This is a genomic window from Streptomyces hygroscopicus (genome assembly GCF_026168105.1).
GTDB lineage: Bacteria > Actinomycetota > Actinomycetes > Streptomycetales > Streptomycetaceae > Streptomyces > Streptomyces hygroscopicus_D.
This window is the reverse complement of sequence record NZ_LBMW01000035.1, coordinates 17562-43979: the sequence shown is the minus strand read 5'-3', so window position 1 is coordinate 43979 and position 26418 is coordinate 17562. Positions and strand designations below refer to the sequence as shown.

21 protein-coding genes are annotated in these 26418 nt (G+C 70.4%); 7 read left to right on the top strand and 14 right to left on the bottom strand.

What is annotated here, in order from left to right; genetic code table 11:
* Nucleotides 1-112: 112 nt before the first annotated feature.
* From fahA to AAW14_RS28015, 7 genes are all read left to right on the top strand, one after another.
* Entirely contained in the window at nt 113-1327 is a 1215-nt protein-coding gene (gene fahA / locus AAW14_RS28045; protein WP_265566750.1) for a fumarylacetoacetase, read from the top strand.
* 168 nt (nt 1328-1495) lie between these two features.
* Entirely contained in the window at nt 1496-2281 is a 786-nt protein-coding gene (locus AAW14_RS28040; protein ID WP_416223388.1) for a GntR family transcriptional regulator, read from the top strand.
* A 36-nt stretch (nt 2282-2317) separates the two neighbouring features.
* Nucleotides 2318-2545, top strand: coding sequence for a 4Fe-4S dicluster domain-containing protein (locus AAW14_RS28035; RefSeq protein ID WP_030347217.1), 228 nt, complete (start codon nt 2318-2320; stop codon nt 2543-2545).
* Nucleotides 2546-2560: 15 nt separating this feature from the next.
* A complete protein-coding gene (locus AAW14_RS28030) occupies nt 2561-3904 on the top strand; it encodes an ABC transporter substrate-binding protein (protein WP_265566748.1) in 1344 nt (447 codons plus the stop codon).
* Nucleotides 3901-4767: an ABC transporter permease gene (locus AAW14_RS28025; protein WP_265566747.1), complete on the top strand. Its 867-nt coding sequence runs from the start codon at nt 3901-3903 to the stop codon at nt 4765-4767. Before AAW14_RS28030 ends, AAW14_RS28025 begins: the two co-directional genes overlap by 4 nt.
* Nucleotides 4751-5518 carry an ABC transporter ATP-binding protein gene (locus AAW14_RS28020; protein WP_265566746.1) on the top strand — a complete coding sequence of 256 codons (768 nt, stop codon included), beginning with the start codon at nt 4751-4753 and terminating at the stop codon, nt 5516-5518. Before AAW14_RS28025 ends, AAW14_RS28020 begins: the two co-directional genes overlap by 17 nt.
* A gap of 32 nt (nt 5519-5550) precedes the next feature.
* Complete coding sequence (locus AAW14_RS28015; protein WP_265566784.1) at nt 5551-8337, top strand: fumarate reductase/succinate dehydrogenase flavoprotein subunit; 2787 nt, start codon at nt 5551-5553, stop codon at nt 8335-8337.
* A gap of 39 nt (nt 8338-8376) precedes the next feature.
* On the opposite strand, the gene recQ is transcribed toward AAW14_RS28015, so the two are convergent.
* From recQ to AAW14_RS27945, 14 genes are all read right to left on the bottom strand, one after another.
* Nucleotides 8377-10410 (bottom strand): DNA helicase RecQ, encoded by a 2034-nt coding sequence (gene recQ, locus AAW14_RS28010; protein ID WP_265566745.1) that lies wholly within the window; start codon nt 10408-10410, stop codon nt 8377-8379.
* A gap of 218 nt (nt 10411-10628) precedes the next feature.
* Nucleotides 10629-12278, bottom strand: a complete 1650-nt coding sequence (nuoN, locus tag AAW14_RS28005) for an NADH-quinone oxidoreductase subunit NuoN (RefSeq protein ID WP_265566744.1) — start codon at nt 12276-12278, stop codon at nt 10629-10631.
* A complete protein-coding gene (locus AAW14_RS28000) occupies nt 12275-13846 on the bottom strand; it encodes an NADH-quinone oxidoreductase subunit M (RefSeq protein ID WP_265566743.1) in 1572 nt (523 codons plus the stop codon). Before AAW14_RS28000 ends, nuoN begins: the two co-directional genes overlap by 4 nt.
* 5 nt (nt 13847-13851) lie before the next feature.
* Complete coding sequence (nuoL, locus tag AAW14_RS27995) at nt 13852-15798, bottom strand: NADH-quinone oxidoreductase subunit L (RefSeq protein WP_265566742.1); 1947 nt, start codon at nt 15796-15798, stop codon at nt 13852-13854.
* Between the two features lie 14 nt (nt 15799-15812).
* Complete coding sequence (gene nuoK, locus AAW14_RS27990; protein WP_073901863.1) at nt 15813-16112, bottom strand: NADH-quinone oxidoreductase subunit NuoK; 300 nt, start codon at nt 16110-16112, stop codon at nt 15813-15815.
* On the bottom strand, nt 16109-16951 hold the full coding sequence (locus AAW14_RS27985; RefSeq protein ID WP_265566741.1) for an NADH-quinone oxidoreductase subunit J: 843 nt from the start codon (nt 16949-16951) through the stop codon (nt 16109-16111). The genes nuoK and AAW14_RS27985 overlap by 4 nt, the downstream gene beginning before the upstream one ends.
* Nucleotides 16948-17577: an NADH-quinone oxidoreductase subunit NuoI gene (nuoI, locus tag AAW14_RS27980; RefSeq protein WP_265566740.1), complete on the bottom strand. Its 630-nt coding sequence runs from the start codon at nt 17575-17577 to the stop codon at nt 16948-16950. The genes AAW14_RS27985 and nuoI overlap by 4 nt, the downstream gene beginning before the upstream one ends.
* Entirely contained in the window at nt 17570-18934 is a 1365-nt protein-coding gene (gene nuoH / locus AAW14_RS27975) for an NADH-quinone oxidoreductase subunit NuoH (RefSeq protein WP_265566739.1), read from the bottom strand. The genes nuoI and nuoH overlap by 8 nt, the downstream gene beginning before the upstream one ends.
* Nucleotides 18931-21459: an NADH-quinone oxidoreductase subunit G gene (locus AAW14_RS27970; RefSeq protein WP_265566738.1), complete on the bottom strand. Its 2529-nt coding sequence runs from the start codon at nt 21457-21459 to the stop codon at nt 18931-18933. Before AAW14_RS27970 ends, nuoH begins: the two co-directional genes overlap by 4 nt.
* Nucleotides 21456-22844, bottom strand: coding sequence for an NADH-quinone oxidoreductase subunit NuoF (gene nuoF / locus AAW14_RS27965; protein WP_416223387.1), 1389 nt, complete (start codon nt 22842-22844; stop codon nt 21456-21458). The genes AAW14_RS27970 and nuoF overlap by 4 nt, the downstream gene beginning before the upstream one ends.
* On the bottom strand, nt 22841-23710 hold the full coding sequence (gene nuoE / locus AAW14_RS27960) for an NADH-quinone oxidoreductase subunit NuoE (RefSeq protein ID WP_265566736.1): 870 nt from the start codon (nt 23708-23710) through the stop codon (nt 22841-22843). The genes nuoF and nuoE overlap by 4 nt, the downstream gene beginning before the upstream one ends.
* Entirely contained in the window at nt 23707-25047 is a 1341-nt protein-coding gene (locus AAW14_RS27955) for an NADH-quinone oxidoreductase subunit D (protein WP_265566735.1), read from the bottom strand. Before AAW14_RS27955 ends, nuoE begins: the two co-directional genes overlap by 4 nt.
* Nucleotides 25044-25859 (bottom strand): NADH-quinone oxidoreductase subunit C, encoded by an 816-nt coding sequence (locus AAW14_RS27950; protein WP_265566734.1) that lies wholly within the window; start codon nt 25857-25859, stop codon nt 25044-25046. The genes AAW14_RS27955 and AAW14_RS27950 overlap by 4 nt, the downstream gene beginning before the upstream one ends.
* Nucleotides 25856-26410 (bottom strand): NuoB/complex I 20 kDa subunit family protein, encoded by a 555-nt coding sequence (locus AAW14_RS27945; RefSeq protein ID WP_023547484.1) that lies wholly within the window; start codon nt 26408-26410, stop codon nt 25856-25858. The genes AAW14_RS27950 and AAW14_RS27945 overlap by 4 nt, the downstream gene beginning before the upstream one ends.
* Nucleotides 26411-26418 lie beyond the last annotated feature (8 nt).

Genomic DNA, 26418 nt, shown 5'->3' with positions numbered 1-26418 from the left:
CTTTAGACACTGCCCAGGACGGTCGACTCACCCGTAACGTGTGCGACGACCACACGAAACGCACCCGCGTGCAACGGCACACCTGGACTGCACGAAAGCGAGGCAGCATCCCATGCCCCCCTTCGATGCCCCCGAGGGCGACCCCTTCGGCGCGCACAACCTCCCCTACGGCGTCTTCTCGCCCGCGGGATCGGACAAGCGGAGCGTTGGCGTCCGCCTGGGCGACCGCGTGCTCGACGCGGGCGCGGCGGCCCAGGCGCTCGGCTCCGCGTACGCCTCCCTGCTGGCCCGGCCCTCCCTGGGCCCGCTGCTGGCGGCGGGGCGCACCGCCTGGTCGGACGTGCGCCGGGCGCTGACGGCGTGGGTGACCGTGCCCGCGCACCAGGAGACCGTCGCACCCCTCCTGCATCCGCTCTCCGAGGTGACCCTGCACCTGCCCTTCGAGGTCGCGGACTACGTCGATTTCTACGCCTCCGAGAACCACGCCCGTAACGTCGGTCAGATGTTCCGCCCGGACGCGGAGGACTCCCTGACCCCCAACTGGAAGCACCTGCCGATCGGCTACCACGGCCGGTCCGGGACGGTGGTGGTGTCGGGCACGGATGTCGTGCGCCCGCAGGGACAGCGCAAGGCCCCGACCGACCCGGCGCCGGTCTTCGGGCCCTCGGTCCGCCTGGACATCGAGGCGGAGGTGGGATTCGTGGTCGGGGTGCCGTCGCAGCTGGGCCGGCCGGTGGGGCTGTCCGGGTTCCGCGACCATGTGTTCGGACTGTGTCTGCTCAACGACTGGTCGGCGCGGGACATCCAGGCCTGGGAGTACGTGCCGCTCGGACCGTTCCTCGGCAAGTCGTTCGCCACGTCCGTCTCGGCGTGGATCACTCCGCTGGACGCGCTGGAGGAGGCACGGACCGCACCGCCGGAGCGCACGCATCCGCTGCTGCCGTACCTGGACGACTCCCAGGAGGAACCGGCGGGCTACGACCTGCGCATCTCCGTCGCGATCAACGGCCATGTGGTCTCCGAGCCGCCGTTCTCGACCATGTACTGGACGGCGGCCCAGCAGCTGGCGCACATGACGGTGAACGGGGCGTCGCTGCGGACGGGCGACCTGTACGGCTCGGGCACCGTGAGCGGCCCGGCGGAGCGTGAACGCGGCTCGCTCCTCGAACTGACCTGGAACGGCCGGGACCCGCTCGAACTCCCGGACGGCAAGCGGACCTTCCTCGAGGACGGCGACGTGGTGACGCTGACGGCGTGGGCCCCGGGGCCGAACGGGACGCGCGTGGGGCTCGGGGAGGTGACGGGGCGGGTGGTGCCGAGCCTCTGAGCGGCACCGGCCGTGGCCGGAGGTGGCGCCCCCGGGCCCGGGGGCGCCACGCACCGAGCAGTGGCAGATCTTGCCCCGCCTCCCGCGAAGGCCCAGCTCAGAGTGGTGTGTGACGCACCGGCACATGGCGCAACACTCCGGCAACACCACAGCCGGTGCCCCCTCGCTATGGTCCGGAACATGCCCGACCGCATCCGAGACCACGCAGGCCACGGCGCGACCACCGTCGCCGCACGTCGGCGACGGTTGCGCGCGGACCGGGCCCGGCAACTCGCCGACCTGCTCCGCCGCCAGATCCTCACCGGCGGCTTCCCGGACGGCGCCCTCCCCCATGAGACGACCCTCGGCACCGACTACCGCGCCTCCCGCAACACCGTCCGCCAGGCCCTCGACCTCCTGCGCGCCGAGGGCCTGGTCGACCGGCTGCCCGGCGTCGGCACGGTCGTCGTCGCCCGGAAGTACTCCCACGGGCTCGACCGGCTGATGGGCCTCGCGGAAACCCTGCGCGAGCACGGCCGGGTCACCAACGAGGTCCGCACGATGGGCCCCGTCCCCGCGCCCGCCCCCGTCGCCGAACGCCTTCACGTCCCGCCCGGCGCCGACGTCCTCTGCATCGAACGCCTGCGCAGTCTCGGCGGCCTGCCCCTCTCCCTCGACCTCACCTACATCCCCCTGGACATCGGCACCGCCCTCCTCGGCGCCGACCTGGAGAACACCGATGTCTTCCGCCTCCTCGAGGCCGTCACCGGGCGGTCCCTCGGGCATGCCGAGATCACTTTGGAGGCGGTGAACGCGGACGCCCACTCCGCCGCCGTGCTCCAGGCACCGCGCGGCGCCGCCCTCCTGATGCTGGAACGCCTCACCCACCTCGCCGACGGCCGCCCCGTCGACCTGGAGTTCATCCGCTTCCGCGGCGACCGCATCACGATGAGCGGCCTGCTGCACCGGTCCTAGTCATCCCCCTGTTCGAGCACCTTCCTGGAGACAGCCATGCCCTTGGCGCCCCAGCGGGCCGACGTGCCCGTGACCATCGACGAGTCGAAGTGCATCGACGGCTGCACCCTGTGCGTGGACATGTGCCCGCTGGACTCGCTCGCCATCGACGAGAGCAGCGGGAAGGCGTACATGCACGTCGACGAGTGCTGGTACTGCGGACCGTGCGCGGCCCGCTGTCCCACCGGAGCGGTCACGGTCAACATGCCCTACCTGCTCCGCTGAAAGGCCTCGAGTCCCATGAAACGCACGGCAGTTCCCCTCGTCACGGCCGCCCTCCTCCTTCCGCTCGCCGCCTGCGGCTCGAGCGACCAGGCGGGCACCGGCTCCACGGTCACCGTCACGGTCGGCTACCAGTCCAGGACCATCAACACCGTCACCGCGGGCACCCTGCTGCGCACCCTCGGCTCCTTCGAGCGGCAGTTGGGCGCGCTCCACGACGGGCACACCTACAAGCTCGTCTGGCAGGACTACGCGACCGGCGCCCCCATCACCGCCCAGATGACCGCCGGGAAGATCGACATCGGCTCGATGGGCGACTTCCCCCTCCTGATCAACGCGGCCCGCGGCAGACAGCTCGGCCGCCCCACTCATCTGGTCTCCGTCACCGGCTACAACCTGCGCGGCGGCCTCAACACCATTGTCACCACACCCGATTCGAAGCTCGCGTCCCTGCGGGACCTGAAGGGCAGGAGGGTCTCCACGAGCGTCGGCTCCGCAGCGGACGGCACTCTCGTACGCGCCCTGCAGCGCGCCGGGATGGACCCTGACAAGGACATCCAGAAGCTCAACCAGCAACCCGCGGTGGGCGCTTCCGCCCTCGCGGCGGGCAGTGCCGACGCGCTGTCGCAATTCGTCGCCTGGCCCGGACTGCTCGCCTACCAGGGCAAGGCGAAGGCGCTGTACGACGGTGCTCAGCTCGACCTGCCGACGTTCCACGGGGTCACCGCGCGCGAGGACTTCGCGCAGCAGCATCCGGCCGTCCTCGAGGCGTTCCTCAAGGCGCAGGCCGAGGCGACGGACTACCTGAACGCCCACCCCGTGGCCGCCGCGGAGAAGGTCGCGAAGGCCACCGGCCTGCCCGCCGAGGTCGTCTACCTCTACAACGGAGCCCACGGCATCTCCACCTTCGACCCGGCGGTCAAGCCCCGGCTGGTCTCCGCCCTGAAACAGGACGTCTCGGTCCTGAAGTCGGCGAAGCTGACGGGCGACATCGACGTGAACGCCTTCGTCGACGACCAGTATGCGAAGAAGGCCCTCGGAACCGCGTACGCCAAGCGGCTCGCCGCGGGGCCCCCGCCGGCCGCGAGCGAGGTGTGGCCCAAAGGCGCCGACACCACGCGCACCTTCGCCTCCCCCACCGCGCTGCTGACATACGTGGCGCGGCACCGCGCGGACATCCGGGCGGCGTACGTGCCCGACGCGGCCACCGGCACCCCCTGGTTCGCCGACAAGGCGGTGTGGGTGGCCGACGGCGGCCGGCTACTGCCCTTCGTCGCACCGGAGACGGCCAGGGCGTACGTGGCGGCGCACCCGGGAGCGCGCACGGTTCCGTACGCCGACGCGCTCGGGCGGGCGTCATGAGCCGGTATGCGCTGAGGGTGGCGTCCCTGGCCGCCGCCCTCGGCCTCTGGCAGCTGCTGACCGGCCTGAAGGTCGACCTGTGGCTGCGCTTCTCGCAGTTCCCGACGGTCGTCGAGGTGGCTCGCGCGTTCGCCGGACGGCTGTCCGGCGGCGACTACTGGACGGATCTGACCGACAGCGTCACCCGCATCCTCGCCGGCTTCCTGCTGGCGGCGGTCCTCGGCGTTGCCACGGGCGTGCTCGTGGCCCGCTCCCGCCTCGCCGAGGACCTGCTCGGCCCGCTTCTCGAAGTGGTCCGACCGATCCCGGCGGTCGCGCTGGTCCCCGTGGCGATCCTTCTCTTCCCCAGCAACGAACAGGGGATCGTCTTCATCACGTGCACGGCCGCCTTCTTCCCCGTACTGGTCTCCACCCGGCACGCGGTGCGGGCGCTGACGCCCGTGTGGGAGGAGGCGGTGCGGACCATGGGCGGCGGCCGATGGCGGATCCTCGGCTCGGTCGTCCTGCCGGGCGCGCTGCCCGGCATCTTCGGCGGCCTGTCGGTCGGCATCGGAGTGTCGTGGATCTGTGTGATCTCCGCCGAGATGATCTCCGGCCAGTACGGCGTCGGCTACCGCACCTGGCAGGCCTACACCGTCGTCGACTACCCGGGCGTCTTCGTCGGCATGGTCACCATCGGCGTGCTCGGCTGGGTGACGTCCACCGCGGTGGAGCTGCTGGGCCGCCGGCTGACGCGCTGGCTGCCCCGGACGACGTCGTACTCCGCCGCCGACCGTGTCCCCCGGGTGCGGGCCACCGCCCCCGCACCTGTGGAGAGCAGCTCCGAAGCCATGCAGGAGGTGCCGGATGACCAGCTCGTCTGACGTCCGGACGCCGTCCCGCCCCGGTACCGGACTCACCCTGCGGGGGGCCACGCTCGGGCGGCCGGGCGCCCCTGCCCTGGAGGGCGTCGACCTGGACGTCGCCCCCGGTGAGATCCTCACCGTCGTCGGCCCCTCCGGGTGCGGCAAGTCGACCCTCCTGCGCACGCTGGCGGGGCTGCTGCCCACGCAGGCCGGTTCGGTGGAGCAGGACGGCCGCCGGATCAACGGCCCCGCCGCGGACCGCGCGCTGGTCTTCCAGGAGGACGCCCTGCTCCCCTGGCGCACCCTGCGGGCGAACGTCGAACTGCCCCTCGCCGTCAAGGGGGTGCCGCGCGGCGAGCGCCGCGCCCAGGCGGAGGCCTGGCTCGACCGGGTCGGACTGGCCGAACGGGCACGGCACCTGCCCCATCGCGTCTCCGGCGGCCAGCGCCAGCGCGCCCAGCTGGCCCGCGCCCTGGCCGCCGCCCCGCGCGTCGTCCTCATGGACGAGCCCTTCGGCGCCCTCGACGCCCAGACCCGCGCCGGCATGCAGGACCTGCTGGTGGAGGTGCTGCACGGCACGGGCGCGACCGTCGTCTTCGTCACCCACGACGTGGACGAGGCCCTGTATCTCGGCGACCGGGTCGCCCTGCTCGGCACGGGGCGGCTGCTGTCCGTACGGGGCGTGCCGCGCCCGCGCGACCGGACGGCGCACGACGATCCCGCGCGGCGCGTCCTGCGGCGCGACGTCCTCACCTCCCTCGGTTCTTGAGCATGTGAAAGGCACCCCTGGTGGACACCCCCATGGAGATCCCCGCCCTCACCGACGCCGACGAACTCTCCTGCGACGTGCTCGTGATCGGCGGCGGCACCGCCGGCACCATGGCGGCGCTGACGGCCGCCGAACACGGGGCGAACGTCCTGCTGCTGGAGAAGGCGCACGTCCGGCACTCCGGTGCGCTCGCCATGGGCATGGACGGCGTGAACAACGCGGTCATCCCCGGCCGAGCCGAGCCGGACGACTACGTCGCGGAGATCACCCGCGCCAACGACGGCATCGTCGACCAGTCCACCGTCCGGCAGACGGCGAACCGCGGGTTCGCCATGGTGCGGCGGCTGGAGTCGTACGGCGTGAAGTTCGAGAAGGACGAGCACGGCGATTACGCGGTCCGCCAGGTGCACCGGTCGGGCTCCTATGTGCTGCCGATGCCGGAGGGCAAGGACGTCAAGAAGGTCCTTTACCGGCAGTTGCGGCGGCGCGAGATGCGGGAGCGGATCCGGATCGAGAACCGGGTGATGCCGGTGCGGGTGCTGACAGCGGGCGGGAGCGCCGTCGGGGCAGCGGGCTTCCACACCCGCACGGGCGCTTTCGTCGTCGTCCGCGCGGGCGCGGTGATCCTGGCGACGGGTGCCTGCGGGCGCCTCGGCCTGCCTGCCTCCGGCTACCTCTACGGCACGTACGAGAACCCGACGAACGCGGGCGACGGCTACGCGATGGCCTACCATGCGGGCGCCGAGTTGACCGGGATCGAGTGCTTCCAGATCAACCCGCTGATCAAGGACTACAACGGCCCGGCCTGCGCCTACGTGGCCAACCCCTTCGGCGGCTACCAGGTCAACCGGCACGGCGAACGCTTCGTCGACTCCGACTACTGGTCGGGGCAGATGATGGCGGAGTTCGCGACGGAGGTCGCGTCCGCCCGGGGCCCGGTGTACCTGAAGCTGAGCCATCTGCCGCAGGAGTCCATCACGGCGCTGGAGTCGATCCTGCACTCGACGGAACGGCCGACGCGCGGCACCTTCCACTCCGGACGGAGCCATGACTACCGCACCCACGACGTCGAGATGCACATCTCCGAGATCGGTCTGTGCGGCGGCCACTCGGCCTCGGGTGTACGTGTCGACGACCACGCCCGTACGACCGTGCCCCGTCTGTACGCCGCCGGGGACCTGGCCTGCGTTCCGCACAACTACATGATCGGCGCGTTCGTGTTCGGCGATCTGGCGGGCGAGGACGCCGCGCGGTACACGCCGTACGCGGGCGAACTGCCGGCCGGCCAGCTGCGCGAGGCCCACGACCTGATCTACCGTCCGCTGCGCAACCCCGACGGCCCGCCGCAGCCCCAGGTCGAGTACAAGCTGCGCCGCTTCGTGAACGACTACGTGGCCCCGCCGAAGTCCGGGGCCCGTCTGTCGCTGGCCCTGGAGGCGTTCGAGCGGATGCGGTCCGACATCGCCTCGATGGGTGCCCGGACCCCGCACGAGCTGATGCGCTGCGCGGAGGTGACCTTCATCCGCGACTGCGCGGAAATGGCGGCCCGCGCCTCCCTGGCCCGCACGGAGTCCCGTTGGGGCCTCTACCACGACCGGCTGGACCATCCTCGTCGCGACGACACCTCGTGGTTCCACCATCTCGATCTGCACAAGTCCCCCTCTGGTGCGATGGAGTTCATGGCCCGTCCCGTGGCTCCCTATCTCGTTCCGGTGGAAGGCTTCGCCCCCGTGGGCGGCCCGTCCCGGCGGCTCGGCGAGGTTCATGCCGAGCAGGTGGCGACGGCCGGGGCCCGGGAGGTGGCGCCCGTGGCGGTCGGCACGGCCGTATCGTCCGTGGCCGGCCCCGCCCCCACCACGACCGCCACCGCCACCGCCACCACCACCGGCACCGAGGCGCCGCCGTCACCCCGCCTGCTCGCCCTCCTCGCTCTCGCGGAGGAGACACCCGAACTCGCCGCGCTCGAGCCCTACTTGACCGACGCCGAGCCCTCGGTGCGCCGGACGGCCGTCACGGTCGTCACCGAGACCGCACCGCCCGGGACCGGGCCGGCGCTGGCCGCCGCGCTGTTCGACGCCGACGCCGGGGTGCGCGCCGCCGCGGCGGCGTCGCTGCGCGAACTCGTCGAGACGCTGCCGCCGGAACCGGCCCTGCGCGACCGCCTCGCCGAGGCCGTGTCCCAGGCCGACCCCGTGGTCCGGGCCGCCGCGCTGGACCTGCTGCGCGCGCTGCGGCTCGGCGACGCGCGCCTGTTCGCGGGCGCTCTCGCCGACTCCGACACGAGCGTCCGTATCGAGGCCGTGCGCGCCCTCGTCTCGGTCGACGCGGTCACACCGCTGGTCAGCGCGGCGACCGCCGACCCGGCACGCGAGGTCCGCGTCGCGCTCGCCAAGGCCCTCAGCACGGTGGGCACGGCAAACGTCGGTCACGGCGCGTCAGAGGGGCAGGAGACAGACGGTGTTCTGTCCGCCCTTGCCAACCTCACCGACGACCCCGACGCCCTGGTCCGCGCGGCCGCCTATGGAGCGCTGGCCGCCACCGGATGCCCGGGACCGCTCGCCGCACGGGCCACGGCCGCCCTGTCCGACCCGGCCTGGCAGGTCCGCGCCGGAGCCGCCGCGGCGCTCGCCGCAGCGGACCCCGAGGCGGCGGTCCCCGCCCTCGGCAAGGCCCTCGCCGACCCCAACGCCGATGTGCGCAAGGCGGCCGTGCTGGCGCTGACCCGGCACACCCGGGCGGAGGGCGCCCACGCGGCCCTCGCCACGGCAACGACGGACTCGGACGCGGACGTCAGGGCGTATGCGTCGCGCGCACTGTGACGACCGGGAGCCGGGACTTCTGTTCGCCGACCCCCGCCGCTATATCCAGTCCCCGGATTCCGGGGCGTGGTCCGGCTCCTGGGCATGGTCCGGTTCCTGGTCCGGCCAGTCCTCGTCCGCTTGTGCGTCGGCCCCGGCCCCGGCCCCCGCGCCTGCCGGGGCCGGGGCGGCGCCGGGCGACCCGTCGAGCGAGGCGAGCACCCCGAGCACCCCCTCCCCGTACGTGGCCAGCTTCTTCTCGCCGACCCCGCTGATCCCGCCGAGCTCCGCCACCGACGCGGGCCGGATGGTGGCGATCTCGCGGAGCGTGGCGTCATGGAAGATGACGTACGCCGGGACGCCCTGTTCCCTGGCCTGTTCGGCGCGCCAGGCGCGCAGGGCCTCGAAGACGGGGGCCAGCTCCGGGGGCAGCTCGGCGGCGGCCGTCCTGGGCTTGCGGTCGGAACGGGCGGAGCCCGAGGACGACCTGGACGCCTCCGGCTTCTTCGGCTCCTTGCGCAGCGGCACCTCGCGCTCCCGCCGCAGCACCGGCCCGCTCGCCTCGGTGAGCACCAGCGTCCCGTACTCGCCCTCGACCGCGAGCAGACCCTGCGCCAGCAACTGCCGGACGACCCCCCGCCATTCGCCCTCGGTCAGCTCCTCGCCGATGCCGAACACGGACAACTGGTCGTGGTCGAACTGGATGACCTTGGCCGTGCGCCGCCCCAGCAGGATGTCGACGATCTGCACCGCGCCGAACTTCTGCCTGCGCTCACGGTCCAGGCGCCACACCGTGGACAGCACCTTCTGCGCCGCGATCGTGCCGTCCCAGGTTTCGGGCGGCACCAGGCACGTGTCGCAGTTGCCGCAGACGCCCGGCTCCGGGTCCTGGCCGAAGTAGGCAAGCAGCTGGCCTCGGCGGCACCGGGCGGTCTCGCACAGCGCGAGCATCGCGTCCAGGTGTGCCTGGGCCCGGCGGCGGAACGCCTCGTCGCCCTCGCCGGACTGGATCAGCTTGCGCTGCTGTATGACGTCGTTCAGCCCGTATGCCATCCAGGCCGTGGACGGCAGGCCGTCGCGGCCAGCGCGGCCCGTCTCCTGGTAGTAGCCCTCGACCGACTTCGGCAGGTCCAGGTGCGCGACGAACCGTACGTCCGGCTTGTCGATGCCCATTCCGAAGGCGATCGTCGCGACCACGACCAGGCCGTCCTCACGCAGGAAGCGGGACTGGTGCGCCGCGCGAGTGCCCCCGTCCAGGCCCGCGTGGTACGGCACCGCCTCGATGCCGTTGCGAGCCAGGAACTCCGCGGTCTTCTCCACCGAGTTCCGCGAGAGGCAGTACACGATGCCCGCGTCGCCCGCGTGCTCCTCCCGCAGGAACGACAGCAGCTGCTTCCTGGGGTCGGCCTTCCCGACGATCCGGTACTGGATGTTGGGCCGGTCGAAGCTCGCGACGAAGTGACGGGCTCCCGGCATGTTCAGCCGCTGGGTGATCTCCTGATGCGTCGCGCGTGTCGCCGTCGCCGTGAGCGCGATGCGGGGGACGTCAGGCCACCGCTCGCCCAGCAGGGACAGCGCCATGTAGTCGGGACGGAAGTCGTGGCCCCACTGGGAGACACAGTGGGCCTCGTCGATCGCGAACACCGAGATCTTGCCGCGCGAGAGCAGGTCGAGGGTGGACTCCAGGCGCAGCCGCTCCGGGGCGAGATAGAGCAGGTCCAGCTCACCGGCCAGGAACTCCGCCTCCACCACGCGCCGCTCGTCGAAGTCCTGCGTGGAGTTGACGAACCCGGCGCGCACACCGAGCGCCCGCAGCGCGTCCACCTGGTCCTGCATCAGCGCGATCAGAGGGGAGACGACCACGCCCGTACCGGGTCTGACCAGGGCCGGGATCTGGTAACACAGCGACTTGCCGCCGCCGGTCGGCATGAGCACGACGGCGTCGCCGCCGGCCACCACGTGCTCGATGATCGATTCCTGCTCGCCGCGGAAGGTCTCGTACCCGAAGATCCGGTGCAGCGTGGCCTGCGCCTCGCTCCCGCCGCCCGGCGCCGGCATCACGCCCGCCTCGGTCATCGCACCCGTCCCGTCCATCGCCCGTCCCCCGTGTGTCGTCCCTCGACCACGACGTCCACGATAGGGGCCGCCGCCGACAGCGCCTGAGTTATCCACAGGCTTGTCCGACTCCGACCGTCGTGGATCAGTGACCCGAAGCGAGGGGGCACGCCCCGAGGGCGTGCAGCAACCGTGGGCAGCACACGGCCCGGCACCCCCCGAGCGGGTGCCGGGCCGTCGCCGGTGGGCGGCCCGGGTCAGCGCACGAAGACTCCCGCCTGGCTCGCCAGGTCCAGGAAGTACTGCGGTGCCACACCCAGCGCGAGCGTGACCGCCACGCCCACCCCGATCGCCGTCATCGTCAGCGGTGACGGGACCGCCACCGTCGGGCCCTCGGGTCGCGGCTCGCTGAAGAACATCAGGACGATCACACGGACGTAGAAGAAGGCCGCGATGGCCGACGAGATCACACCGATCACGACCAGCGGAGTCGCCCCGCCCTCCGCAGCCGCCTTGAACACGGCGAACTTCCCGGCGAAGCCGGAGGTCAGCGGGATGCCCGCGAAGGCCAGCAGGAACACCGCGAACACGGCCGCCACAAGCGGAGACCTGCGCCCGAGTCCGGCCCACTTGGACAGGTGTGTGGCCTCGCCGCCCGCGTCGCGCACGAGCGTCACGACGGCGAAGGCGCCGATCGTCACGAACGAGTACGCGGCCAGGTAGAAGAGGACCGAGGACACACCGTCCCGGGTCGTCGCGATGACACCCGCGAGGATGAATCCGGCATGCGCGATGGACGAGTAGGCCAGCATCCGCTTGATGTCGGTCTGTGTGATCGCGACGATCGCACCGCCCAGCATGGTGACGATCGCGACCGCCCACATGACCGGCCGCCAGTCCCAGCGCAGACCCGGCAGGACGACGTAGAGCAGCCGCAGCAGCGCGCCGAACGCCGCCACCTTGGTCGCCGCCGCCATGAAGCCGGTCACCGGGGTGGGCGCGCCCTGGTACACATCGGGCGTCCACATGTGGAACGGCACCGCGGCCACCTTGAACAGCAGGCCCATCGCGATCATCGCGGCGCCGATGAGCAGCAGCACGTCGTTGCCCATGGTGTTGGCGAGCGCCGGGTCGACATTGGTGACCGTGCCCTCGACGACCTGTGCGATCCTCGCGTACGACACCGAGCCCGCGTACCCGTACAGCATGGCGATGCCGAACAGCGTGAACGCCGAGGCGAACGCGCCGAGCAGGAAGTACTTGACCGCGGCCTCCTGCGACATGAGCCGCTTGCGGCGGGCCAGGGCGCAGAGCAGGTACAGCGGCAGCGAGAAGACCTCCAGGGCGACGAACAGCGTCAGCAGGTCGTTCGCCGAGGGGAAGACGAGCATGCCGCCCACCGCGAACAGCAGCAGCGGGAACGCCTCGGTCGTCGTGAAACCCGCCTTCATGGCGGCCTTCTCGCTCTCGCTGCCCGGGACGGACGCGGCCTGCGCGGCGAACGAGTCGACCCGGTTGCCGTGGGCCGCCGGGTCCAGGCGCCGCTCGGCGAAGGTGAACACGCCGAGCAGTCCGGCCAGCAGGATCGTCCCCTGGAGGAACAAGGACGGTCCGTCGACCGCGATCGCGCCCATTGCCGCGATGTGCGCCTTGGTCGTGCCGTACCCGTCGGCCGCCAGTGCCACCACCGCGGCGAAGGCGGCGGCGAGCGCTACGACCGACACGAACACCTGCGCGTAGTAACGGGACGCGCGCGGGACGAACGCCTCGATCAGCACTCCGACGAGCGCCGCACCGATGACGATCAAGGTCGGCGACAGCTGTCCGTACTCGATCTTCGGGGCCTGGATCCTCGAGATCGGATCGGCCGCGGTTGTCCACAGGCTGTGGACGGCTGCTGTACTCACTTGACCGCCTCCACCTCGGGCTTGGGATCGGTCTGATGCACATCGGACATGGTCTGTTTGACCGCCGGGTTGACGATGTCGGCGACCGGCTTCGGGTAGACGCCGAGGAAGATCAGCAGCACGATCAGCGGGGCGACGACCAGAAGTTCGCGTACGCGCAGGTCCGGCATCTCGGCGACCTGCGGCTTCACCGGGCCCGTCATCGTCCGCTGGTACAGGACGAGGGTGTAGAGCGCGGCGAGCACGATGCCGAACGTGGCGATGATGCCGATCGCCGGGTGGCGCACGAACGTGCCGACCAGGACCAGGAACTCACTGACGAACGGCGCCAGCCCCGGCAGGGAGAGCGTCGCCAGGCTGCCGATCAGGAACGTGCCGGCGAGCACGGGCGCGACCTTCTGCACGCCTCCGTAGTCCGCGATCAGACGCGAGCCGCGCCGGGAGATCAGGAAGCCCGCCACCAGCATCAGGGCGGCGGTCGAGATCCCGTGGTTGACCATGTAGAGCGTCGCGCCCGACTGACCCTGGCTGGTCATCGCGAAGATGCCCAGGATGATGAAGCCGAAGTGCGAGATCGACGCATACGCCACCAGTCGCTTGATGTCGCGCTGGCCGACGGCGAGCAGCGCCCCGTAGACGATGCTGATGAGCGCCAGGACGAGGATGACGGGCGTCGCCCACTTGCTCGCCTCCGGGAACAGCTGGAGGCAGAAGCGCAGCATCGCGAACGTGCCCACCTTGTCGACGACGGCCGTGATGAGGACGGCCACCGGGGCGGTGGCCTCCCCCATGGCGTTGGGCAGCCAGGTGTGGAGCGGCCACAGCGGCGCCTTCACCGCGAAGGCGAAGAAGAAGCCGAGGAACAGCCAGCGCTCGGTGCCGGTCGCCATGTGGAGCGAGCCGTTCGCCCGCGCCTGCACGATCTCCGGGAGCGAGAAGGTCCCGGCCTGCACATAGAGACCGATCACCGCGGCCAGCATGATCAGGCCGCCGACCAGGTTGTAGAGGAGGAACTTCACCGCGGCGTACGACCGTTGCGTCGAGGCCGCCTCCTCGCCGTGCTCGTGGGCGCGGTCCCCGAAGCCACCGATGAGGAAGTACATCGGGATGAGCATGGCTTCGAAGAAGATGTAGAAGACGAAGACATCCATGGCCTCGAAGGAGATGATCACCATCGCCTCGACGGCCAGGATCAGGGCGAAGAAGCCCTGCGTCGGCCGCCAGCGGCGGCTTCCGGTCTCCAGCGGGTCGGCGTCGTGCCAGCCGGCCAGGATCACGAACGGGATCAGCAGCGCGGTCAGCGCGACGAGCGCCACCGCGATGCCGTCCACCCCCAGCTCGTACCGCACCCCGAAGTCCCTGATCCAGGCGTGCGATTCGGTGAACTGGTAGCGCGCCCCGCCCGGTTCGAAGCGGAAGCCGATCACCGCGGCGAGCACGAGCGTGGCGAGTGAGACGACCAGCGCGAGCCACTTGGCGGCGGTGCGCCGGGCGGCCGGGACCGCGGCCGTGGCGATCGCTCCCACGGCCGGGAGCGCCGCCGTCGCTGTCAGCAGAGGAAAGGACATCGCTATCAGACCGCCCTCATCAGCAGGGTCAGGGCGACGAGCACCGCCGCACCGCCGAACATCGAGACCGCGTACGACCGTGCGTAGCCGTTCTGCAGTCGCCTCAGTCGTCCGGAGAGGCCACCGACCGAGGCCGCCGTGCCGTTGACGGCGCCGTCGACCAGGGTGTGGTCCACGTACACGAGCGAGCGCGTGAGGTGCTCTCCGCCGCGGACGAGGACGACATGGTTGAAGTCGTCCTGGAGCAGGTCGCGGCGCGCGGCCCGAGTGAGCAGCGATCCGCGCGGGGCGACGACCGGGACCGGGCGGCGGCCGTACTGGGCGTAGGCGATGGCGACACCCACGACGAGCAGCACCAGGGTGGCGGCCGTGACCGTCATGGCGCTGACCGGTGAGTGGCCCTCGGAGTGCCCGGTGACCGGCTCCAGCCAGTGCACGAAGCGGTCGCCGATCGAGAAGATCCCGCCCGCGAACACCGATCCGAAGGCCAGCACGATCATCGGGATCGTCATGACCTTGGGCGACTCGTGCGGATGCGGCTCCGCGTGTTCGCCGTGGTGCTCCGCGGCCGGCTCCACGTCCGGCTCCTGAGGGGAGGCGGTCGCCCGGTTCCTCCAGCGCTCCTCGCCGAAGAACGTCATCAGCATCACGCGCGTCATGTAGTACGCGGTGATCGCCGCGCCCAGCAGGGCCGCGCCGCCGAGGATCCAGCCCTCGGTGCCGCCCTTCGCGAAGGCCGCCTCGATGATCTTGTCCTTGGAGAAGAAGCCGGACAGCCCGGGAAAGCCGATGATGGCGAGGTAACCGAGGCCGAAGGTGACGAAGGTGATCGGCATGTACTTCCGCAGGCCGCCGTACTTGCGCATGTCGACCTCGTCGTTCATGCCGTGCATGACCGAGCCCGCGCCGAGGAACAGCCCGGCCTTGAAGAAGCCGTGCGTCACCAGGTGCATGATCGCGAAGACGTAGCCGATCGGGCCGAGGCCCGCGGCCAGCACCATGTAGCCGATCTGCGACATGGTCGAACCGGCCAGCGCCTTCTTGATGTCGTCCTTCGCGCAACCGACGATCGCACCGAACAGGAGCGTGACCGCACCGACCACGGTGACGGCCAGTCGTGCGTCGGGCGCGGCATTGAAGATCGCGCCGGAGCGGACGATCAGATACACGCCCGCCGTCACCATGGTCGCCGCGTGGATGAGGGCCGACACCGGGGTCGGGCCTTCCATCGCGTCCCCGAGCCAGGACTGGAGCGGCACCTGCGCCGACTTGCCGCACGCGGCGAGCAGCAGCATCAGACCGATCGCGGTGAGCTTCCCCTCACCGGTCCTGGCGACGTCCGCGAAGACCGGCGCGAAGGCGAAGGTCCCGAACGTCGTGAACATCAGCATGATCGCGATCGACAGGCCCATGTCGCCGACACGGTTGACCAGGAACGCCTTCTTGGCCGCCGTCGCCGCGCTGGGCTTGTGCTGCCAGAACCCGATCAGCAGGTACGAGGCGAGGCCGACGCCCTCCCAGCCGACGTACAGCAACAGGTAGTTGTCGGCGAGGACGAGCAGCAGCATCGCCGCGAGGAACAGGTTGAGATAGCCGAAGAAGCGGCGCCGGCGCTCGTCGTGCTCCATGTACCCGACCGAGTACAGGTGGATGAGCGAGCCGACACCGGTGATCAGCAGGACGAACGTCATCGACAACTGGTCGAGCCGGAAGGTGACGTCGGCCTGGAAGCCGCCCACCGGGATCCAGCTGTACAGGTGCTGTGTCACGGTCCGGTGGTCGGCGGCCTTCCCCAGCATGTCGCCGAAGAGGACGACGCCGAGCACGAAGGAGGCGGCGGCCAGCGCGGTGCCGATCCAGTGGCCGGCCGCGTCGAGCCTTCTGCCGCCGCACAGGAGGACGGCGGCTCCGAGCAGGGGCGCCGCGATCAGCAGCGCAATCAGGTTGTCCACGATTCAGCGACCCCTTACAGCTTCATCAGGCTGGCGTCGTCGACCGAGGCCGAGTGGCGGGTACGGAACAGCGACACGATGATCGCGAGCCCGACCACGACCTCCGCGGCGGCGACGACCATCGTGAAGAACGCGATGATCTGGCCGTCGAGATTGCCGTGCATCCGGGAGAAGACGACGAACGCGAGATTGCAGGCGTTGAGCATCAGCTCGATGCACATGAACACCACGATCGCGTTCCGCCGGATCAGCACGCCGGTGGCGCCGATCGTGAACAACAAGGCCGCGAGATACAGATAGTTGACCGGGTTCACTTCGACGCCTCCTCGGTCCTCTTGTGCGCCGGCCGCTCGTCCTCGGCCCGCTCCAGGCGCTCGGCGGCGCGCTGTTCCAGGGCCTTCAGGTCGCTGATCGCCTCGTCCGACACATCACGGACCTGACCGCGGTCGCGCAGCGTCTTGCTGACGGTCAGCTCGGACGGGGTGCCGTCCGGGAGGAGGCCCGCGATGTCCACCGCGTTGTGCCGGGCGTAGACGCCGGGAGCCGGCAGCGGCGGCACGTGCTTGCCCTCCCGTACCCGCTGCTGGGACAGCTCGCGCTGGGTCCTGGCGCGCTCGGTGCGCTCGCGGTGGGTGAGCACCATGGCGCCCACCGCGGCCGTGATGAGCAGGGCACCGGTGATTTCGAAGGCGAACACGTACTTGGTGAAGATGAGGGCCGCCAGGCCTTCCACATTGCCGTTCGCGTTCACCCTGCCCAGGCCGTCGAAGTCCTTCAGGGACGCGTTGGCGATGCCCGCGAACAGCAGCACGCCGAAGCCGAGCCCGCACAGAAGGGCCAGCCAGCGCTGGCCCTTGATGGTCTCCTTCAGGGAGTCCGCAGCCGTGACACCGACGAGCATCACCACGAAGAGGAACAGCATCATGATCGCGCCGGTGTAGACGACGATCTGCACGATCCCCAGGAAGTAGGCGCCGTTGGCGAGGTAGAACACCGCCAGCACGATCATGGTGCCGGCCAGGCACAGCGCGCTGTGCACGGCCTTCTTCATGAACACGGTGCACAGCGCGCCGATCACCGCGACCGTGCCGAGGACCCAGAACTGGAGGGCCTCTCCGGTGGAGGTGGAGTAGGCGGCGAGTTGCGCGCTCATTCGTCGGCCCCCTGTTCCTCGGCCGCGCCCGACGGGCCTGCCATTTGAGGCTGTTCGCCCTTGGAGACGGCGACCTGGCGCACCGTGCCGGGCGCGGCCTCCGCCACCAGGCCCCGGTAGTAGTCCTGCTCGTCCATCCCCGGATAGATGGCGTGCGGGGTGTCGACCATGCCCTCTTCGAGACCGGCGAGCAGCTGCTCCTTGGTGTAGATGAGGTTGGCGCGGCTGGAGTCCGCCAGCTCGAACTCGTTCGTCATCGTGAGCGCACGCGTGGGGCACGCCTCGATGCACAGGCCGCACAGGATGCAGCGGGCGTAGTTGATCTGGTACACCCGGCCGTACCGCTCGCCCGGGGAGTAGCGCTCCTCGTCCGTGTTGTCCGCGCCCTCCACGTAGATCGCGTCGGCGGGGCAGGCCCAGGCGCACAGCTCGCACCCGACGCACTTCTCCAGGCCGTCCGGATGGCGGTTGAGCTGGTGCCGTCCGTGGAAGCGCGGGGCCGTGGTCTTCTTCTGCTCCGGGTACTGCTCGGTCAGCCGCTTCTTGAACATGGCCCTGAAGGTCACGCCGAAGCCGGCCACGGGATTCTGGAAACCGGGCTTGGTCTCCTTGGGCTCCTCAGCCATCGGACGCCTCCTTTCCATCCGAGGTTCCATCACTGACAGTGTCCGGCCCACCACTGACAATCAGCTCCCGCTCCTGTCGCGAGCGGCGCCGCGGCACCGGTGGAAGCGTCTGTCCCGGCAGCGGCGGTACGGGGAAGCCGCCCGCCATCGGGTCGAAGGCGGCGGGCTCCTCGGCGGCCCGCGCGTCCTCCTTCGCCTTCTCGCGGAACATGTCGGCGACGAACGACAGCAGCAGCAGCGCGAGGACGCCGCCGGCGACGTACAGGGCGATGTCGGCGAAGCCGTAGTGCTCGTTGCGCAGCGCACGCACGGTCGCCACGAGCATCAGCCAGACCACGGAGACCGGGATGAGGACCTTCCAGCCGAGCTTCATCAGCTGGTCGTAGCGGACGCGCGGGAGCGTGCCGCGCAGCCAGATGAAGAAGAACAGCAGCAGCTGGACCTTGATCACGAACCAGAGCAACGGCCACCAGCCGTGGTTCGCGCCCGCCCAGAAGGAGCTGATCGGCCACGGGGCCCGCCAGCCACCGAGGAAGAGCGTGGTCGACACGGCCGAGACCGTCACCATGTTCACGTACTCGGCGAGCATGAACAACGCGAACTTGATCGACGAGTACTCGGTGTTGAAGCCGCCGACCAGGTCGCCCTCGGACTCCGGCATGTCGAAGGGGGCCCGGTTGGTCTCGCCGACCATCGTCACGATGTAGATCACGAAGGAGACCGGCAGCAGCAGGATGAACCAGCGGTCGTGCTGCTGCTCGACGATCCTGGACGTGGACATCGACCCCGAGTAGAGGAACACGGAGGCGAAGGCGGCGCCCATCGCGATCTCGTACGAGATCATCTGCGCGCAGGAGCGCAGACCGCCGAGCAGCGGGTAGGTGGATCCCGAACTCCAGCCCGCCAGCACGATTCCGTAGATCCCGACCGAGGCGACCGCGAGGATGTAGAGCGTCGCGATCGGCAGGTCGGTGAGCTGCATCGTGGTGCGGTGCCCGAAGATCGAGATCTCGTTGTCGGCCGGCCCGAAGGGGATCACCGCGATCGCCATGAAGGCCGGGATGGCCGCGACGATCGGCGCGAGGACGTAGACCACCTTGTCCGCGCGCTTGACGATGACGTCTTCCTTGAGCATCAGCTTCACGCCGTCGGCGAGCGACTGGAGCATGCCCCAGGGGCCGTGCCGGTTGGGACCGATGCGCAACTGCATCCAGGCGACGACCTTGCGCTCCCACACGATGGAGAAGAGCACGGTCACCATCAGGAAGGCGAAGCAGAACACCGCCTTGATGACGACCAGCCACCAGGGGTCGTGGCCGAACATGGAGAGGTCTTCAGCGGCGAGGTACGGGCTCATGCCTCCACCTCCTTGGGGGCTTCGGCGGCAGGCGTCGCCGGGCCGATGCGGACGAGGGTGCCGGGCAGCGCCCCGGTGTCGGAGGCGACGCCGCCGCCCGTTGAGTTCAGCGGGAGCCAGACCACCCGGTCGGGCATCTCGGTGATCTCCAACGGGAGTTCGACGGTTCCGGAGGGACCGCTCACGGCCAGGACGTCGCCGTCCGCGACGCCCGCCTCGGCGGCGGTGGCGGCAGACACGCGCGCGCGTGCCGCGTGCCGCGTGCCGGCGAGCGCTTCGTCGCCGTCCTGGAGTCGGCCCTGGTCGAGCAGCAGCCGGTGGCCGGCGAGCACGGCCTCCCCGGCTGCCGGGCGCGGCGGCTGGGCGGCGATCGCCAGGGAGTCGCCCGCCGGCAGTCCGTCCCAGGCGCCGAGCCGGTCCAGCTCCGCGCGCGCGGTGCGCAGATCGGGCAGCCCCAGATGGACGTCCATGGCGTCGGCGAGCATCTGCAGCACGCGCGCGTCGGTGGGCGCCAGGGTGCGGGTCATCTGGTCGGGCTTGAGCGCCGCCTCGAAGAGGCGGACCCGGCCCTCCCAGTTGAGGAAGGTGCCTGCCTTCTCGGCGACCGCCGCGACCGGCAGCACCACGTCGGCGTGGGCGGTGACCTCGCTGGGACGCAGTTCCAGCGAGACCAGGAAGTCCACCGCGGAGAGTGCTTCACGCGCGCGTGCCGGATCGGGCAGGTCGGCGACCTCGACGCCGGCGACCACCAGGGCCCGCAGTTCGCCGTCGGCCGCGGCCTCGACGATCTGGTCCGTGTCCCGGCCGTAGCGGTGCGGGAGTCCGGCGACGCCCCAGGCGGCGGCGACCTGGTCCCGGGCGCGGGGGTCGGTGGACGGACGTCCGCCCGGCAGCAGCGACGGCAACGCGCCCGCCTCGATCGCGCCGCGCTCACCGGCCCGGCGCGGGATCCACACCAGCTGGGCACCGGTCGCGGCCGCGGTGCGGACGGCGGCGGTGAGTCCGCCCTCCACGCCGGCGAGCCGTTCACCGACGATGATGACCGCGCCCTCGGTGCGCAGAGCCTCGGAGGCCCGTACCCCGTCCTCCTCCAGACCGACCTGGCCGGCCAGAGCGTCCAGCCACTCGGTCTCCGTGCCGGGGGCGGCGGACAGCAGGGTGCCGCCCGCCTTCGTCAGGCCCCGGGTGACGTGGGTGGCGAGCGAGAAGACCCGCTGTCCGTGGGCCCGCCAGGCCTTGCGCAGCCGCAGGAAGACGCCGGGCGCCTCCTCCTCGGACTCGAACCCGACCAGCAGCACGGCGGGCGCCTTCTCCAGGGAGGTGTACGTGACGCCACTGCCGTCGAGGTCCCGGCCGCGTCCGGCGACCCGCGCGGCCAGGAAGTCGGCCTCCTCGCGGCTGTGCACACGCGCGCGGAAGTCGATGTCGTTCGTGTCGAGGGCCACGCGCGCGAACTTGCTGTACGCGTACGCGTCCTCGACGGTGAGACGGCCTCCGGTCAGCACCCCGGCCCGGCCCCGCGCGGCCAGCAGGCCCTGGGCGGCGGCCTCCAGCGCCTCGGGCCAGGAGGCGGGCTCCAGCTCGCCGGACTCACGCCGTACCAGCGGTGTGTCGAGCCGGTCGCGCAGCTGCGCGTACCGGAACGCGAACCGCCCCTTGTCGCAGACCCACTCCTCGTTGACCTCGGGGTCGTTGGCCGCGAGGCGCCGCATGACCTTGCCGCGCCGGTGATCCGTGCGGGTCGCGCAGCCGCCGGCGCAGTGCTCGCACACGGACGGCGACGAGACAAGGTCGAAGGGGCGGGAGCGGAAGCGGTATGCCGCCGACGTCAGCGCGCCGACCGGGCAGATCTGGATGGTGTTCCCGGAGAAGTACGACTCGAAGGGGTCGCCCTCACCGGTGCCGACCTGCTGGAGGGCACCCCGTTCGAGCAGTTCGATCATCGGGTCGCCCGCGATCTGGTTGGAGAACCGGGTGCAGCGGGCGCACAGCACGCACCGCTCGCGGTCGAGCAGCACCTGGGTGGAGATCGCGACGGGCTTCTCGTACGTGCGCTTCCTGCCCTCGAAGCGGGACTCGGCGTTGCCGTGCGACATCGCCTGGTTCTGGAGCGGGCACTCGCCGCCCTTGTCGCAGACCGGGCAGTCCAGCGGGTGGTTGATGAGCAGCAGCTCCATCACACCCTTCTGGGCCTTTTCGGCGACGGGCGAGGTGAGGTGAGTCTTCACGACCATCCCGTCCGTACAGGTGATCGTGCAGGACGCCATGGGCTTGCGCTGGCCCTCGACCTCGACGATGCACTGGCGGCAGGCGCCGACCGGGTCGAGGAGGGGGTGGTCGCAGAAGCGGGGGATCTCGATGCCGAGCTGTTCGGCGGCGCGGATGACCAGGGTGCCCTTGGGCACGCTGATCTCGGCGCCGTCGATCGTCAGCGTGACGAGATCCTCCGGCGGGACCGGCGCCTGACCGCCCCCGGCGGAGCGTTGGCCCGCGGCGGAGCCGCTGGTGGACTGCTGTACGGTCATGCGTTCACCTCCGCGGGCTTGTCCGCCCAGGCCGTGGACTTGGCCGGGTCGAAGGGGCAGCCCCGGCCCGTGATGTGCTCCTCGTACTCCGCGCGGAAGTACTTGAGGGAGGAGAAGATCGGCGAAGCGGCGCCGTCGCCGAGGGCGCAGAAGGACTTGCCGTTGATGTTGTCGGCGATGTCGGCGAGCTTGTCGAGGTCGGACATCGTGCCCTTGCCGGCCTCGATGTCCCTCAGCAACTGCACGAGCCAGTACGTCCCTTCACGGCAGGGCGTGCACTTTCCGCAGGACTCGTGGGCGTAGAACTCGGTCCAGCGGGTGACGGCGCGGACCACGCAGGTCGTCTCGTCGAAGCACTGCAGAGCCTTGGTGCCGAGCATGGAACCGGCGGCGCCCACGGCCTCGTAGTCGAGCGGGACGTCGAGGTGCTCGTCGGTGAACATCGGGGTCGAGGAGCCGCCCGGCGTCCAGAACTTGAGGCGGTGGCCGGGCCGCATGCCGCCGCTCATGTCGAGGAGCTGGCGGAGCGTGACGCCGAGCGGGGCCTCGTACTGGCCGGGGCCGGCGACATGGCCGCTGAGCGAGTAGAGCGTGAAGCCCGGCGACTTGTCGCTGCCCATCGACCGGAACCACTCCTTGCCCCGGTTCAGGATCGCGGGAACCGACGCGATCGACTCGACGTTGTTCACTACAGTCGGGCACGCGTAGAGGCCCGCGACGGCAGGGAAGGGGGGACGGAGCCGCGGTTGGCCACGGCGGCCTTCGAGCGAGTCGAGCAGTGCGGTCTCCTCACCGCAGATGTACGCGCCCGCGCCCGCGTGCACGGTGAGTTCGAGGTCGAGTCCGCTGCCCAGGATGTTCTCGCCCAGGTAGCCCGCCGCATGGGCCTCGCGCACAGCGGAGTGCAACCGCCGCAGCACGGGGACGACTTCACCCCGCAGATAGATGAAGGCATGCGACGACCTGATGGCGTAACACGCGATGACGATGCCCTCGATGAGGCTGTGCGGGTTCGAGAAGAGGAGCGGGATGTCCTTGCAGGTTCCGGGCTCCGATTCGTCGGCGTTGACAACTAGATAGTGGGGCTTGCCGTCCCCCTGGGGAATGAACTGCCACTTCATTCCCGTGGGGAAGCCCGCGCCGCCTCGCCCGCGCAGTCCGGACTCCTTGACGTACGCGATCACGTCGTCCGGCGACATGGCGAGCGCCTTGCGAAGCCCCTCGTACCCCTCGTGCCTTTGGTAGACGTCCAGCGTCCAGGACTTCTCCTCGTCCCAGAAGGCCGACAGCACGGGTACGAGCAGCTTCTCGGGACTGGTCTCTCCCTCACCCTCGAATCCGCTCGGGCGGGAGGTGCCCCCATTCTCTGGTGCCAAGGTCATCACTGCCCCTCCTCGGCGACAGGCCCGGCCGGGTGGGCGGAGTCGGAGGCCGATGTGTCCTGCGGTGCGTCGTGCGAGCTGAGGTGCTCGGCCGGTGACGGCTCGTGCACCGCGTTCCCCGGCTCGTCGTGCGGTCCGCCGTCCCGCGGGTGCACCACGCGCGCGGCGGCGCCCTCGCCCCTGGCCAGCCGCAACCCGACCAGCGAGGCCGGGCCCGCGCTGCCGGTCGCCTCGACGGCGCCTTCCCGTTCGTCGGGGAAGCCGGCCAGCATCCGGGCGGTCTCCTTGAACGTGCACAGGGGGGCGCCGCGGGTGGGTTCGACCTGCCCTCCCGCCCGCAGGTCGTCCACGAGACGCTTGGCGCTCTCGGGGGTCTGGTTGTCGAAGAATTCCCAGTTGACCATCACGACCGGCGCGTAGTCGCAGGCCGCGTTGCACTCGATGTGCTCCAGGGTGACCTTGCCGTCGTCGGTGGTCTCGCCGTTGCCGACGCCCAGGTGTTCCTGCAGGGCTGAGAAGATCGCGTCGCCGCCCATCACGGCGCACAGCGTGTTGGTGCAGACGCCCACCTGGTAGTCACCGGACGGACGCCGCCGGTACATGGTGTAGAAGGTGGCGACCGCGGTGACCTCGGCCGTGGTCAGATCCAGCATGTCCGCGCAGAACTGCATCCCGGTGCGCGTGACATGACCCTCCTCCGACTGCACCAGGTGCAGCAACGGCAGCAGGGCGGACCGCGAGTCCGGGTAACGGGTGATGATCTCGCGCGCGTCCCGCTCGAGCCTGGCTCGAACGTCGTCCGGGTAGCCGGGCGCGGGCAGCTGCGGCATACCCAGGCCGACGCTTCGCTCCGAAGAACTGGTGGTCACCGGTCGACGCCTCCCATCACGGGGTCGATGGACGCGACGGCGACGATCACGTCGGCGACCTGGCCGCCCTCGCACATCGCCGCCATGGCCTGCAGATTGGTGAAGGACGGGTCGCGGAAGTGGACCCGGTAGGGGCGGGTGCCGCCGTCGGACACGGCGTGCACGCCGAGTTCGCCCTTGGGGGACTCGACCGCCGCGTACACCTGTCCCGGCGGGACGCGGAAGCCCTCGGTCACCAGCTTGAAGTGGTGGATCAGGGCCTCCATGGAGGTGCCCATGATCTTCTTGATGTGATCGAGGGAGTTGCCCAGTCCGTCCGGTCCCAGGGCGAGCTGGGCGGGCCAGGCGATCTTCTTGTCGGCGACCATCACCGGTCCGGGCCCCAGCCGGTCCAGGCACTGCTCGATGATCCTGAGCGACTGGCGCATCTCCTCGATGCGGATGAGGAAGCGGCCGTAGGCGTCACAGGTGTCGGCGGTCGGCACGTCGAAGTCGTACGTCTCGTAGCCGCAGTAGGGCTGCGTCTTGCGCAGGTCGTGCGGCAGGCCGGCGGAGCGCAGGATCGGGCCGGTGGCCCCGAGGGCCATGCAGCCGGCCAGGTCGAGGTAGCCGATGTCCTGCATTCGGGCCTTGAAGATGGGGTTCCCGGTGGCGAGCTTGTCGTATTCCGGGAGGTTCTTCTTCATCTTCTTCACGAACTCGCGGATCTGGTCCACCGCACCCGGCGGCAGGTCCTGGGCGAGTCCGCCGGGGCGGACGTAGGCGTGGTTCATCCGCAGGCCGGTGATCAGCTCGTAGATGTCGAGGATCATCTCCCGGTCGCGGAAGCCGTAGATCATGATGGTGGTGGCGCCGAGCTCCATGCCTCCGGTGGCGATGCACACCAGGTGGGAGGACATGCGGTTCAGCTCCATCAGGAGCACCCGGATGAGCGTGGCACGGTCGGGGATCTGGTCCTCGATGCCGAGGAGCTTCTCCACGGCCAGGCAGTACGCCGTCTCGTTGAAGAACGGCGTCAGGTAGTCCATGCGCGTCACGAACGTGGTGCCCTGCGTCCACGTGCGGTACTCGAGGTTCTTCTCGATGCCCGTGTGGAGGTAGCCGATGCCGCAGCGCGCCTCGATGACGGTCTCGCCCTCGATCTCCAGGATGAGCCGGAGCACGCCGTGCGTGGAAGGATGCTGCGGGCCCATGTTGACGATCAGGCGCTCGTCGTCGGCGCGGGCCGCCGACTCGACGACCTCGTCCCAGTCGCCGCCGGTGACCGTGTAGACGGTGCCCTCGGTGGTCTCGCGCGAGGACGCCGAGGAAGCGGAGGAAGGGGTCTGCGTGCTCATGAGTACGACCTCCGCTGGTCCGGAGCCGGGATCTGGGCGCCCTTGTACTCGACGGGGATGCCGCCGAGGGGGTAGTCCTTGCGCTGCGGGAAGCCCTGCCAGTCGTCGGGCATCATGATCCGCGTCAGCGCCGGATGTCCGTCGAAGATCAGGCCGAAGAAGTCGTACGTCTCGCGTTCGTGCCAGTCGTTCGTGGGATAGACGGAGACCAGCGACGGGATGTGCGGGTCGGCGTCGGGGGCGCTGACCTCCAGGCGGATCAGCCGGTTGTGGGTGATCGAGCGCAGGTGGTAGACGGCGTGCAGCTCGCGGCCCTTGTCGCCGAGGTAGTGCACTCCGCTGACGCCTGTGCACAGTTCGAAGCGGAGCGCCGGGTCGTCGCGGAGGGTCTGGGCGACGGCGACGAGGTACTCGCGTTCGATGTGGAAGGTCAGCTCGCCACGGTCGACGACGGTCTTCTCGATGGCGTTCTCGGGGACGAGGCCCTGCTCCTCCAGCGCACCCTCCAGCTCGTCGGCGACCTCGTCGAACCAGCCGCCGTAGGGGCGGGTGGCCGCGCCCGGGAGCCGGATGGAGCGGACCAGGCCGCCGTAGCCGGAGGTGTCCCCGCCGTTGGCGGCGCCGAACATGCCGCGCTGGACGCGGATCTCCTCGCCGTGGTCGCCGCGCATGCCGGGCAGGTTCGCGGAGCCGAGGTCCTTCTCGGGATTGACGCCATTTCGAGCGGACTCGGCGCCGTTCGCGCCGTTGGCTGGGGTGCCGTTCGCGCCGTTGCCCGGCGTGTTCGCGCCGTTGCTCTTCGCGTCGCTCATCGCAGCAGCCCCTTCATCTCGATCGTCGGGAGGGCCTTGAGCGCCGCTTCCTCCGCCTCACGGGCCGCCTCCTCGGCGTTGACGCCGAGCTTGGAGGTCTGGATCTTGTGGTGGAGCTTGAGGATCGCGTCCATCAGCATCTCCGGCCGCGGCGGACAACCGGGCAGATAGATGTCGACGGGGACGATGTGATCGACGCCCTGGACGATCGCGTAGTTGTTGAACATGCCGCCCGAGGAGGCGCAGACCCCCATGGAGATCACCCACTTGGGGTTCGGCATCTGGTCGTAGACCTGCCGGAGGACCGGCGCCATCTTCTGGCTGACCCGGCCGGCCACGATCATCAGGTCTGCCTGGCGGGGCGAGCCGCGGAAGACCTCCATGCCGAAGCGCGCCAGGTCGTAGCGGCCGGCGCCGGTGGTCATCATCTCGATGGCACAGCAGGCCAGGCCGAAGGTGGCGGGGAAGACCGATGCCTTGCGCACCCAGCCCGCGGCCTGCTCGACGGTGGTCAGAAGGAAACCGCTCGGCAGCTTTTCTTCGAGTCCCATGACTAAAG

Excerpts from the sequence above, each read along its gene's own strand:
- AAW14_RS28000 (WP_265566743.1), bottom strand. The coding sequence starts at position 13,846 with ATGTCCTTTCCTCTGCTGACAGCGACGGCGGCGCTCCCGGCCGTGGGA.
- AAW14_RS27955 (WP_265566735.1), bottom strand. The coding sequence starts at position 25,047 with ATGAGCACGCAGACCCCTTCCTCCGCTTCCTCGGCGTCCTCGCGCGAG.
- AAW14_RS27950 (WP_265566734.1), bottom strand. The coding sequence starts at position 25,859 with ATGAGCGACGCGAAGAGCAACGGCGCGAACACGCCGGGCAACGGCGCG.
- AAW14_RS27945 (WP_023547484.1), bottom strand. The coding sequence starts at position 26,410 with ATGGGACTCGAAGAAAAGCTGCCGAGCGGTTTCCTTCTGACCACCGTC.
- nuoI (WP_265566740.1), bottom strand. The coding sequence starts at position 17,577 with ATGGCTGAGGAGCCCAAGGAGACCAAGCCCGGTTTCCAGAATCCCGTG.
- AAW14_RS28015 (WP_265566784.1), top strand. The coding sequence starts at position 5,551 with ATGGAGATCCCCGCCCTCACCGACGCCGACGAACTCTCCTGCGACGTG.
- AAW14_RS28030 (WP_265566748.1), top strand. The coding sequence starts at position 2,561 with ATGAAACGCACGGCAGTTCCCCTCGTCACGGCCGCCCTCCTCCTTCCG.
- fahA (WP_265566750.1), top strand. The coding sequence starts at position 113 with ATGCCCCCCTTCGATGCCCCCGAGGGCGACCCCTTCGGCGCGCACAAC.
- nuoH (WP_265566739.1), bottom strand. The coding sequence starts at position 18,934 with ATGAGCCCGTACCTCGCCGCTGAAGACCTCTCCATGTTCGGCCACGAC.
- AAW14_RS28020 (WP_265566746.1), top strand. The coding sequence starts at position 4,751 with ATGACCAGCTCGTCTGACGTCCGGACGCCGTCCCGCCCCGGTACCGGA.
- AAW14_RS27970 (WP_265566738.1), bottom strand. The coding sequence starts at position 21,459 with ATGACCGTACAGCAGTCCACCAGCGGCTCCGCCGCGGGCCAACGCTCC.
- AAW14_RS27985 (WP_265566741.1), bottom strand. The coding sequence starts at position 16,951 with ATGAGCGCGCAACTCGCCGCCTACTCCACCTCCACCGGAGAGGCCCTC.
- AAW14_RS28025 (WP_265566747.1), top strand. The coding sequence starts at position 3,901 with ATGAGCCGGTATGCGCTGAGGGTGGCGTCCCTGGCCGCCGCCCTCGGC.
- AAW14_RS28040 (WP_416223388.1), top strand. The coding sequence starts at position 1,496 with ATGGTCCGGAACATGCCCGACCGCATCCGAGACCACGCAGGCCACGGC.
- recQ (WP_265566745.1), bottom strand. The coding sequence starts at position 10,410 with ATGGACGGGACGGGTGCGATGACCGAGGCGGGCGTGATGCCGGCGCCG.
- AAW14_RS28035 (WP_030347217.1), top strand. The coding sequence starts at position 2,318 with ATGCCCTTGGCGCCCCAGCGGGCCGACGTGCCCGTGACCATCGACGAG.